Raw genomic sequence first — 12,137 nt, 5'->3', positions numbered from 1 at the left:
GGGGGGTCCCTCGGGGGGGGGGGGGGGGGCGGGGGGGGGGGGGGGGGGGGGGGGGGGGGGGGGGGGGGGGGGCCCCCCCCCCCCCGGGGGCCCCCCCGCCTCCCGCCCCCGCGGCGGAGTCAGCCATCGGGGGCATCTCGCCTCAGTTCCCGTACGCCTTGGCGGCGTCCGCTTCGAGCTTGGCCTGCACGCCCGCGACATCGGACGGCTTGGAGAGGAAGTCCTGGAGGTCCTTCCACTCGCCCTGGCCCTTGGTCCCGCCGAAGGCGGCCGGAGCCTGGTCCGACATGTCGAAGCGGAAGTCGTCGCCCGCCGCGATCAGCGCCTGCGCGATGGACCGCTGCACGTCGTCCGGGTACGCCGCGAAGTCCAGCGACTTGTTCGGCGACAGGTAGCCGCCGCCCTGCGCCCAGATCTTGGCCGCCTCCGGCGTCGCGATGTACGTCAGCAGCGCCTGCGCGGCCGGGCTGTCCTTCAGCGCCACGCCCACGTCACCGCCGCTGACCACCGGCGCCTTGCCGCTGCCCACCGCGGGGAACGGGAAGACCTTCGCGTCCGTGCCCACCTTCGCCTTGGTGTTGGCGGCGATGAACGCGGAGACGAAGTCGCCCTCGTAGACCATCGCGCCGGCCGGCGGGTTGCCGGTGAAGACCTGCGTCACCGACTTCGGGAAGTCGGCGGCGAGCGCGCCGCTGTTGCCGCCCGCGAGCAGGTCCTTCTTGCCGAAGAGCTGCCCGAGCGTGGTGAGCGCGTCCTTCACCGACGGGTCGGTCCACTTGATGGTGTGCGCGGCGAGCTGGTCGTACTTCTCGGGACCGGCCTGCGAGAGATAGATGTTCTCGAACCAGTCGGTGAGCGTCCAGCCGTCAGCGCCGCCCACCGAGACCGGCGGGGTGCCCGACTCGAAGACGGTCTCCGCGGTCTTCAGGAAGTCGTCCCAGGTCTTGGGCACCGAGGCGCCCGCGGTCTCGAAAGCCGCGCTGTTGTACCAGATCAGCGACTTGTTGGAGACCTTCGCGTAGATGCCGTACTGCTTGTCCTTCCACGCCCCGAGCTTCTGCCATCCGGGGGAGAAGTTCTTCTGGAGTTGCGCGGTCGCCTCGGGGCCCAGCGGCTTCAGCCAGCCCTTGTCGGCGAATTGGTGCAGCACGCCGTTCTGCGCGAGGAAGGCGACATCCGGCGGGGCGCCGCCCTCGATCTTCGTGCCGAGGAAGGTGGACTGGCTGTCGCCGGTCGGGACGAACGTCGATTTCGCTCCGGTGAGCTTGTCGAACGCGTCCAGCACCTTCTGGAAGTTCTTCTGCTCCGGCCCCGTCCACACGGCGGCCACTTCGAGCTTCTGCCCGTGCAGATCGGGCAGTTTGACCCCCGAGGCGGAACTCGTGGCGGACGCGCTCGGCGATTTCCCGCCGTCGTCCTTCTTGTCGCTGTCACCGCCGCACGCGGCGGCGGTCAACGCCAGCGCGGTCGCCGTCACTGTGGCGAGCGCTATGCGCGTAGTGCGGTTGTTTCGGCTGGTGCGCGGATTCTTCAGCGTACGCATCTGGCCATCCCCTCAGTCCCGTGGCGTCTGTCCTATGCCTTCGTGAACCCCAGCCGCAAGGGAGTACGCCGCTCCGTGACAGCTATCGTGACCATGACGTGATCTTGAGCCAAACGCTTTAACAGGGACGGCTGTTGGAATATCGCCGCTTGTCCGTCACGCGCCTCCCGAATGCCGGGGCACGGGTGTGCCGCAGAACGGGGTGTTGGCCAACGCCCCGTCAAATCGGCGTATCCGCACGGGAATCGACGGCCGGCGTGCGCGATGACCGCCGGAACATCGCAGATCAGCCGTCTGATGCGGGCCAGTTGACCGCCGTCGGCCACCGGACCGGTTCAGACCAATGACGGTTTGGCGCCCGCCGGACGGAATCGGATCGCCGGGCGGGTACGAATTGGCGGACGGGGCAGGATCAGGGCATCCGCGTGAAATCCGCGCGCGGACGCGTCGGACGCGTCGGTACGGGCGGATTCGGCGGGATGCCCGTCCGACGGCCGCGTGACGTCAGATCAGCGGGCCGGGGGCGGAACCCGGCGCGCTCGCGGACGCGGCGCCTTCCGCGGTGCGCCCGCCCGCCTCCTCAGGGGCCGACTCCGCCGCCCGCTGCAAGGCACTGGCCAGCAGGGCGAGATCGGTCGGGCCGTTGCCCAGCTCGCGGACCTGGCGGCGGGCCGGAGGATCGCCCATCCGCTCCCACTCCAGCGCCACGACGGTCGGCCGGAGCGTCGCCGTACGCGGGATACGGCCGCTGACCCGGCCCGCCTGGAACGCCGTCACCGCGCCGCCGGGCCGCCGCAGATAGCCGCGCCCCGGCACCGTGTCGTCGAGCCCCGCCGGGTCCTCCACATGCACCAGCAGCGCCGCGGACTCCGCGTCCGGCATGCGCAGCGCGATCCGCAGCCGGGACCGCTCGTCGGCCTCGGTGGCCGCCGTACGCTCCGGGCGGCCGGTCGACGCGATGAGGTGCACACCGAGCCGCGCGCCCTCCCTGGCGACCGCCTCCAGCGCCCGGACGACACTGCCCGCCGCCGGTCTGCCGGTGCTGCCGAGACCGGGCGCGACCAGCTCGTCGAAGTCGTCCACGACCACCACGAGCCGGGGCAGCACGGGCTGGGTCCGCGCCGTCACCGCGCCCTGACCGGTGGGCTTGCGCGCCCCCGTCTCACCGGCGCGCGCCTCATTCCGTCCGTCGGACCGGCCGCCTTGGTGCGGCCCGCCCTGGTGCGGCACGGTCGCGGCGACCAGCCGGTCCCCGTGCCACGCCGCGAAGTCCTGCCCGTCGAGCAGCTCCGCGCGCCGCTTCAGCTCCGCGCCGAGCGCCTGCGCGAACTCCCGCATCCGCAACGGGTCCGAGGCCACCAGATGCGTGCTCACGTGCGGCAGATCGGCGCAGGCGCGCAGGCCCTCGCCGCGGTCCTGCCCCGCCCCGTCCACCAGCACCAGGGACAGCCGCTCGGGGCGGTCGCCCGCCGCGAGCGCCGCCGCGACCGACCGCAGCAGCTCCGTCTTGCCCGAGCCCGGCGCGCCGCCGACCATCGCGTGCGGCCCCTCGGTCACCAGGTCCACCGCGACCCGGCCGCCCGCGCCGACGCCCAGGACGGCCGTCGCCGCCCCGACCGCCGCGGGGGCCGCCGCCCACCGGTCGGCGATCTTCGCGGGCGTGGCCAGCGCCAGGTCCAGCTCGTCGAGCAGCCGTACGGTGCCGGGCAGCGCGTGCCGCGAACGGGCGCCGGACGCCTCGCCGTCAGCCTCGCGCAGCGGTGCCAGGGCGCGCGCGAAATGCTCGGCCCACGCGGCCGACACGGCGTCCAGCACTATGTCGTCGGCGGCCGGCTCGGGCGGCGCGCTCGCGGCGGCCGGGCCCGCGGGCTCGATCCGCAGCGTCGTCGCCACGTCGCCCGACAGCCGGGCCACGACCCCGGTGTCCACAGCGGGCCGCTCGCCGCTCTCGGCCAGGCACAGCACATGCACCCCGACCGAGGGTCCGGCGACGGCGATCCGCGCCACGGTCTGCCGCAGCGTGGTGGACCCCGGATCGCCGTCCACCACCAGGAGCGTGAAGGGCCCTTCGTAGGAGGCCGCCGCAGCCGAAGCCGCCTCAGGGGTCGCGGCGGCCCAGCCCGCGCCCAGCGGACCCGCCTCCAGGCGGCGCGCCAGCTCGCCGGTGCGCGCGTCCGCCTGATCCCGGTCGAAGGCCAGCAGCAGCCGGCAGTCCTGGCCGTGCGCGGGGCGCAGATGCGGTAGCCAGTTCAGCCAGGACCACTCCTCGGCGCGCTGGTCGGCGGTGCGGGCGCGGTCAACGCTCAGCATCACCAGCTCAAGAACGGCGGGGGAGTGCAGCGCGCAGAGCTGCGCCAGGACGGCGCGGGCCACACCCGCCAGCCGCGGCCGGGGCCCGGTCAGGGTCAGCGCGGCCGTCCGCGGCGCCAGCAGGTCCACGGTGAACGGCACGGCCGTCAGCAGCCGCGTCCCGTCCTCGGACGGCAGATCCGCCGTCCCCAGCCGTACGGTCAGCGCGTCCGGATGGCCGGGACCGCGCTCCCACAGCCGCCGTCCCGGGCCCAGCGCCGTCAACAGGACGGCCGCGGGATCGGGCCACCGCTCCCGCAGCGCCTCGGCCTCCCCGCCGTCCCCGTCGTCCTCGGCACCCTTCACCGCGCCGAGCCGCCGCCGCGCCCAGGCCCCTATCGACCCGACGACGCCGCCGCCACCGGGGCGCCGCGCGCTGTCGAATCCGGGTGCCCGGCGCTCACCGGTGGCCCGGCGGCCACTGCCCAGGGGGGCGTCGTCCTCGTCGCCGTCGTCGCCGTACACGTCGGCGGGGGTGCCGGGCGCGTCGTACGGGTCGCCGGGCGTACGGCCGTAGGCGTCGGCCTCGGGTGCCGCCGGGGGACGGCTGTGCGCCGTGCCGGACGTACCCGCGCCGGGGAGGCCGTCCGGCCGCGTACCGCCGAAGGCACCGGGGCCGGCAGCGGCACCCGCACCGGCGTCGACGGCCGCGCCCAGGGCCAGGCCCGCGCCGTGCGTGACGGTGGACGAGGGGTCGGCGACCGGGAGCGGGGCGGAGGGCTCGCGCAGCGAGACGCGCAGGTGCCCGTCGGCGTCGGGCTCGGCGGCGAGCGCGGAGGGCCCGGTGGAGCTTCCCGACTCCAGGCGGAGCGTCGATTCGCCGATCCGGAGCAGGGCCCCCGGGGGCAGCGCGAGGGGGCGGGGGCCGACGGGCCGCCCGGCGAGGGTGGTGCCGTTGGTCGAGTCGAGGTCGGCGATGGTGATGAGCCCGTCCGCGCCGAAGGCGACCTCGCAGTGCAGACGGGAGACGTCCGGGTCGTCGAGCGGCACGTCGGCGTCGGCCGAGCGGCCGATCCTGGCCTGGCCGCCCTGGAGCAGGTGCACACCGCCCGCGTCGGGGCCGCCGACCACATGCAGCCTGGCCGTCTCGGCGGGCGGCTGCCCGTACTGCCCGAACCGGCCGTACTGACCGTGGTCCGCGACATGGCCGCCGCGCTGCTCCGCGGGCGCGTGCAGCGAGAGCAGCGCGCCGTCCACGAGGGGCGGCACGCCCAGCGGCGTGGTCGGCGCGAGCCGCAGCGTCCCGGCGAAGAGCGCGACGGACGACCCGGCGGACCTGCCCGGCTGCCCGGACCCGGCCGCGGAGGCGAGGGCACCGGCCACCGCGCCCAGCGTGGTCCCCGCGGGCGCCGTGATGAGCACGTCGCAGGCGCGCACGGCCCGACCGCTGCGCGGCCCGAGGACGGTCAGCCGGATCTGCATCTCGTCCGCGCTCCCCTTCTGCCCTGACCCGCGGCGGGAAGTCCCCTCCCCGGCCGCGCGCGGGCGCGTCGACACGTACAAGCACGAGCGGTGGAGCCCCCGTTGCCCCATCCGGACCGTACGGGTGCATCCTCCCACCCGCCACTGACACCCCGTCCCCGGTCCCGCCCCGAGTGATCTTGAAAGTACGGCAGATGATCATCCCGCGACGGAAACCGTCCGGAAAGAGCGCCGCATCCGACCGGAAAGCCGCCGCTCGTGGCCGATCGCCGCCACAAACCGGGCGCGGGCCCTGCGTACGCGATGCGCCGCGCGCCACGGCACATGCCGGTGACACCACGTGACGCAACCAACAGCCCGGTCCTCGCGTCCTAGGTCGGACAACTGTTCGCGGACGTTCTCGGGCGTTCCCGGACCCTCCGCGGGCCGTCGCCGGGCCGTCGTCCGGCCGACGGCGGGCTGACGGCGGGTCGTGGGCGGGACACCGGGCACGGCACGGAACGCCCGACGGAACGCGGCACGGGCCGATTCCCGTGGCGCGGCCAGGACGCGGGCCCGCCCGGCGGCACTACGCTTGGCCGGAATCAGGGCGAGCCCGCCATGAGTACGGCCATGAGCACCGCCGCGCACGCGCCGGCGGCGCGCACGGTCAGGGCGGACACACTACGGAGCAGGGAGCGCATGACGTGCGGCCGGTAGGCAGCAAGTACCTCCTGGAGGAACCGCTGGGACGCGGCGCCACGGGCACCGTCTGGCGTGGCCAGGTGCGCGGCGAGCAGGGCAGCGCCGTCGCCGTCAAGGTGCTCAAGGAAGAGCTGGCCGGCGACCCGGACGTGGTGATGCGCTTCCTGCGCGAGCGTTCCGTGCTGGTCCGGCTGCGCCACCCGCACATCGTCCGGGTCCGCGACCTGGTCGTCGAGGGCGATCTGCTCGCCCTGGTGATGGACCTCATCGACGGCCCCGACCTGCACCGCTACCTGCGTGAGAACGGGCCGTTCAGCCCGGTCGGCGCCGCACTGCTCACCGCGGCCGTCGCCGACGCGCTCGCCGCCAGCCACGCCGACGGCGTCGTGCACCGCGACCTCAAGCCCGCCAATGTGCTGCTCGCCACGGTCACCGGCGAGGACGGCAATCCGCAGATGCACCCGATGCTGACCGACTTCGGCATCGCGCGGCTCGCGGACTCGCCGGGCCTCACCCGTACCCACGAATTCGTCGGCACCCCCGCCTACATCGCGCCGGAGTCCGCGCAGGGCCGCCCACAGACCTCGGCCGTGGACGTCTACGGCGCGGGCATCCTGCTGTACGAGCTGGTCACCGGGCGTCCGCCGTTCCGCGGCGACAGCGCCATCGAAGTGCTCCAGGCGCACCTCAACCAGGAGCCGCGCCGCCCCACGACCGTGCCGGAACCGCTGTGGACGGTGATAGAGCGCTGCCTGCGCAAGGAGCCGGGGCAGCGGCCCAGCGCCGAGAACCTGGCCCGCGCGCTGCGCGTGGTCGCCGCGGGCATCGGCGTGCACTCCTCGCCCGCCGCGGCCGAGGCGGCCTTCGCCGTCGGCGGCCTCCTGGCGCCCGACGCGACGCCGACGCTGGTCCCCGGCACCGGCCAGGGCTCCGCCTCCGCCTCCGCAGACGCGGAGCCGACCCAGCTGCTCCCCTCCCGCCAGGGCGCGACGCCTTCCACCTACGACCCGAACGCCTCCACCACCGAACTGCCCGGCGACCCCGGCCCCGGCGGGGCCGCCGCCGAGGGCACCCGCGTCCTGCCGCCGGTCCCGGACGAGGGCCCCGGCGCCCCCCAGGGCCCGCACCCGTGGGAGTCCCAGCTCAGCGCCCTGCGGCACCGCAACGAGCAGACCGAGCTGCGCTACCTTTCCCCCGAACAGGACCCCCTGCGCCGCGAGCCGCGCCGCCGCCCCCAGCCCCAACAGCCGCCGCGCCAGCCGCACCAGGGACAGGGACAGGGGCAGGGTCGGGGGCAGCAGGGCGGACAGGGCTACGCGCAGCCGTACCAGCAGCCCCAGCAGCAGCGCCCCCAGCCCCAACAGCCGCGCTACCAACAGCCGCAGCCGCAACGCTACGAGCCCCAGCGCCCACCCGCCCCCGCGCCCGAGCCTCGCCAACGCGAGCCCCGCCAGCGCAGCGCCAACCCCATGAAGATCCCGGGCCTCGGCTGCCTCAAGGGCTGCCTCACCGTCATCCTCGTGATCGTCGTCATCTTCGTCGTCGTCTGGTACACCACCCCCCTGCCCGACTGGGTCAACAGCACCCGCAACCTCTGGGACGCCTCCTCCGGCTGGGTCAGCACCGTCTACGACAAAATCTCCTCGATCACGGGCGACTCCAACGGCAACTAACGGGCTCCGCCCGCCGGTTGACGACGGGGCTCGCCGCATGACGGCCCTGTAGGACAGGGCGGTCCGCCGCTGGGTGCGTTTGCGGGGGAGGGCGCGCCGCTGAGGTGCGGTTGCGCGAGGGGGTTCGCCGCTGGGGTGCGGCTGGGCTTGTGCGGGCCAGTTCGGCGAGGGGCTGGGCGTGTAGGGCACCGATGGGTGGTGGGGTGGTGGGGTTCGCCGCTGGGTTGCGTTTGCGCAGGGGGCTGCGCCGCGAGGTCAGCGCTACGGGGTGGGGTTCGCCGTTCGGCGCGGCTGCGGGGGAGGGCGCGCCGCTGAGGTGCGGTTGCGCGAGGGGCTGCGCCCTTACGGCACCGCTGCGCGGTGCGGTTTGCCGCTGGGTGCGGCTGCGCGGTGGGGTTCGCCGCTGGGTGCGGCTGCGGGGGAGGGTGCGCCGCTGGGGTGGGTTTGCGTGAGGGGCTGGGCCCCTTGGGTGGGTTTGCGTGAGGTGGGTTCGCCGGTAGCCAGCGAGCCGAAGGCGGCGCCGGTGTTGAAAGGGAGAACGCGCACAGCGACCGAGGAACGAGGGAGCGAGCACGATCGACCGTCGACACCGGATTTAAGCCGCCGGAGGCGAGAGGGCGGCAAAAAAAGGGAATCGCGGTGAGCTGACGCAAGAGGGCTCGCACGAACGGTGGGCATGCGCGAGGCGGTTCGCACCACGGTGAGCATGGGCGAGGCGGTTCTCCGCGCGGTGGGCATGCGCGAGAGGGCACGGCGCAGGGTGAGTTGACGCGAGAGGGCTCCTACCTAGCGGTGCGCCGACATGAGAGGGCTCCCATGCGCGGTTCGCCGTAGGTGGGTCCGTCTCGCGTGAGGTCGCCGTGGGGTGCGTGCCCTCCCGGGTCAGTTGACCGTGGTGGGTGCCGTCTCGTACCAGTTCACCGTGCGTGGGTGCGCTCTCGCGCGCCTGAGCGTTGTGGGTGAACGTGCGGGGGTGCCGTCTCGCGCAAGCTCGCCGAGCGTGGGAACCGTCTCCCGGCGGCTCAGTGTTGGGGGTGACGGTGGATGGGTGCCGTCCTGTGTGGGCTCACCGTGGGTGCGAACCGTCTCGCGCGAGTTCACTCTGTGCGGGAGCCCTCTCAGCGGGGCCACCGTGCGCGGGTGCCCTCTCTCGCCGGCTCACCGGGGTGCGAACCGTCTCGCGCAAGCTCACCCGGCGCGGGTGCCCTCCAGCGTGAACTCACCGTCGCGCGAACCGCCTCGCGCATCCTCACCCTGCGGGGGAGCCGTCCTTCCTATGCGCACCGCGATCCCCTTTTTTGCCGCCCTTCCGCCTCCGGGCGCTTAGACCCGGTGTCGACAGTCGATCGTGCTCGTTCCCTCGTTCCTCGGTCACTGTGCGCGTTCTCCTTTTCAACACCGGCGCGCCCTTCGGCTCCATGGCTACCGGCGAACCCTCCTGCGTAGCAGCGACCTTGGGGCGCAGCCTCTCGCGCACCCGGACCCCACCGGCGAACCCTCCTGCGCAGCCGCACCCAGGCGGCGTACCCCGCACCCCGCAACCTGGACCCCAGCGGCGAACCCTCCTGCGCGGCGGTGACCTGGCGGCGCAGCCCCCCGCGCAACCGGACCCCGGCGGCGAACCGCCCTGCGCGGCGGTGACCTGGCGGCGCAGCCCCCCGCGCGCCCGCCCCCCACCAGCGGACCCCCGCAGCCGCGCCCAGGCGGCGTACCCCGCACCCCGCAACCTGGACCCCAGCGGCGAACCCTCCTGCGTAGCAGCGACCTTGGGGCGCAGCCTCTCGCGCACCCGGACCCCACCGGCGAACCCTCCTGCGCGGCGGTGACCTGGCGGCGCAGCCCCCCACGCACCCGCCCCCCACCAGCGGACCCCCGCAGCCGCGCCCAGGCGGCGTACCCCACACCTCGCACCTGCCACCCACCAACCCCCCACCGCCGCACCCCCTGCGCACCCACCCCCCCCCGCGCAGCCGCACCCACCCCCGGCGCGCCCCCCAGCGCACCCACCTCCGGAGAGGGCGCCCTCCCGGCGAGGCACCCTTGCACCCTTGGGGTGCTTGGGGTGGGGATTTGTCGACTTCTGGAGGGTGATTTCTGTGGCGGAACGGCGCGTGAGGGGCTCGGGTACCCCGAACGGCCCCTGATCCGCGTAGCTTTGTCGCCAACACGACGGACTGTCGGAGGAGTCGGAGCAAGCCTTGGCCAGGAAGATCGGCAGCCGGTACACCGCGCACCAGGTGCTCGGGCGGGGGTCCGCGGGCACGGTGTGGCTCGGCGAGGGCCCCGAGGGCCCGGTCGCCATCAAGCTGCTGCGCGAGGACCTCGCCTCCGACCAGGACCTCGTCGGCCGCTTCGTGCAGGAGCGCACGGCGCTGCTCTCCCTGGACCATCCGCACATCGTCGGCATCCGCGACCTCGTGGTGGACGGCACCGACCTCGCCCTGGTGATGGACCTGGTCCGCGGCACCGACCTGCGCTCGCGGCTGGAACGCGAGCGGCGCCTGGTGCCGGAGGCCGCCGTCGCGATCGCCGCGGACGTGGCGGACGGGCTGGCCGCCGCGCACGCGGCGGGCGTCGTCCACCGCGACGTGAAGCCGGAGAACGTGCTGCTGAACTCGGCCGTGGCCACGGGCCCCGGCGGCGCGCCGCCCGCGCTGCTCACCGACTTCGGCATCGCGCGGCTGGTCGACACCCCGCGCCGCACCCGTGCCACGCGGATCATCGGCACCCCCGACTACCTGGCCCCGGAGATCATCGAGGGCCTGCCGCCGCGCGCGTCGGTCGACATCTACGCGCTGGCCACCGTGCTGTACGAACTCCTCGCGGGATTCACGCCGTTCGGCGGCGGACACCCCGGCGCGGTGCTGCGCCGGCACGTCACCGAGACCGTCGCCCCGCTGCCCGGTCTGACCGACGACCTGTGGCGGATCCTCGCGGCCTGCCTGGCCAAGGCGCCCGCCTCGCGGCTGACCGCGGGCGAGCTGGCCACCCGGCTGAGGGACCTGCTGCCGCACCTCGCGGGCCTGCCCGCGCTCGACGTCGCCGCCCCCGGCACCGACAACGGCGGACCGGGCGCGGACGACCAGGACGCGTACGACGACGGTTTCGCCGACCTGCCGCCCGGTGCCCCGGAACCGCCCCGCGGCCCCGGCGCCGACCGCCCGCGCGGCGCCGTACCGCTGGTCAGGGGCGCCGCGCCGGACTCCAGCCGGGACACCCACACCAGCATCAAGCTGCCCACGGCGGAGGAGCTGGCCGGTTACGGCGCCGCCTCCCGCAACGGCAAGGGCAGCAAGGCGGCCCGCGACAGCCAGCGCCGCGCCTCGGCGCCGGGCCGCCCGGCCAGCCCCCGGCACCGCGCGGTCTCCGACGCCGTGCGCCAGCGCCGGATCAAGTTCGCCGCCGCGGCCGCCGCCGCGCTCGCCGTCGCGGGTATCGGCGGCTGGGGGATCGCCACCGCGGGCTCCGGCTCGGGCAACGACTCCGGCGGCACCTCGCGGGACGACGCCCCGCCCAGCCCGACGCCGACCGCCACCCGCGGCACCCCGACCGCGCCCACCGCGGGCGCCGCCTCCCCGCAGGGCCGCACCGGCGCGCCCGTCACGCTCCCGCAGTGGTCGTCGTACAAGGACGTACCGGCCGCGGGCGTCAAGCTGCTCGGCGGCCCGCGCGCCCTCACCATGGACGGCGCCACGTACGTCTTCGCCCGCGGCGCCGACAAGAACGTCTGGTACGTGATCCGGGACGGCTCCGGCTACGGCGCGTGGCACAAGCTCACCGGGATAAGCGTGGACGACGACCCGGCCGTGGCGTCCGCGCACGCCGGGCGGATCGACCTGTTCGGGCTCGGCACCGACGGGCTGCTCTACCGCCGCACGCTGACCGACGGCTACTGGGACGCCTGGTCGCAGGTGGACGAGCGGACCCGCTTCGACGCGGCGCCCGCCGCCGCGTCCTCGGAGCCCGGCCGGATCGACCTGGTCGGACGGGTCGGCGGCGACCTGGTGACCGCGTCGCTGGTCGGCGACCGCTGGAACGCCTGGGCGCTGGTGCCCACCGCGGGCCGGATCACCTCGGCCCCCGCGCTGATCTCCCGCTCCCGCGGCTCCCTGGACGCCTTCGTGGTCCGCAAGGCCGACGGCGCCGTGCTGCGGCTGCCGTACTCCGGCGGCGCCTGGCGGCCCAGCGAGGTCATCAAGGGCCTGGACACCTCCGCGCGCCCCGACGCGGTCGCCGCCTCGGGGCGGCTCTTCGCCTTCACGCCCGGCACCCAGGCCGCCGCCGCGCTCGACGGCGACGCCGCCTCGCTGGAGGGCGACTGGGCCACCGCGCCCTTCACCGCGCCCACCGACGCGGCCCTGGGCGCCGCCGCCTCCGCGCACACCCTGGAGCTGTACTCCAGGACACCGTCGGGCACCCTCACCCGCACCACGGCCCACATCTGACGCGATCCGGCCCGCCCGGCA

General features: G+C 75.1%; 3 protein-coding genes and 1 pseudogene. 2 read left to right on the top strand and 2 right to left on the bottom strand.

The window, feature by feature from the left end:
• Positions 1–142 precede the first annotated feature (142 nt).
• Both ACFZBB_RS03770 and ACFZBB_RS03765 read right to left on the bottom strand, forming a co-directional pair.
• A complete protein-coding gene (locus ACFZBB_RS03770; protein ID WP_391117379.1) occupies positions 143–1,543 on the bottom strand; it encodes an extracellular solute-binding protein in 1,401 nt (466 codons plus the stop codon).
• 504 nt (positions 1,544–2,047) lie between these two features.
• Positions 2,048–5,314: an FtsK/SpoIIIE domain-containing protein gene (locus ACFZBB_RS03765; RefSeq protein WP_391117377.1), complete on the bottom strand. Its 3,267-nt coding sequence runs from the start codon at positions 5,312–5,314 to the stop codon at positions 2,048–2,050.
• Between the two features lie 686 nt (positions 5,315–6,000).
• Between ACFZBB_RS03765 and ACFZBB_RS03760 the strand changes: the two genes are divergently transcribed.
• Positions 6,001–7,671, top strand: coding sequence for a protein kinase (locus tag ACFZBB_RS03760; RefSeq protein WP_391117375.1), 1,671 nt, complete (start codon positions 6,001–6,003; stop codon positions 7,669–7,671).
• 2,198 nt (positions 7,672–9,869) lie between these two features.
• Positions 9,870–11,192, top strand: a pseudogene (locus ACFZBB_RS03755) (serine/threonine-protein kinase); the annotation flags it as partial.
• Positions 11,193–12,137 lie beyond the last annotated feature (945 nt).

It is taken from the genome of Streptomyces sp. NPDC008139 (genome assembly GCF_042957025.1).
Lineage (GTDB): Bacteria > Actinomycetota > Actinomycetes > Streptomycetales > Streptomycetaceae > Actinacidiphila.
This window is presented reverse-complemented; position numbering and strand designations above follow the sequence as displayed.

Bases quoted from the DNA above. Each gene is read 5' to 3' on its own strand.
- ACFZBB_RS03770 (WP_391117379.1), bottom strand. From the start codon at position 1,543: ATGCGTACGCTGAAGAATCCGCGCACCAGCCGAAACAACCGCACTACG.
- ACFZBB_RS03765 (WP_391117377.1), bottom strand. From the start codon at position 5,314: ATGCAGATCCGGCTGACCGTCCTCGGGCCGCGCAGCGGTCGGGCCGTG.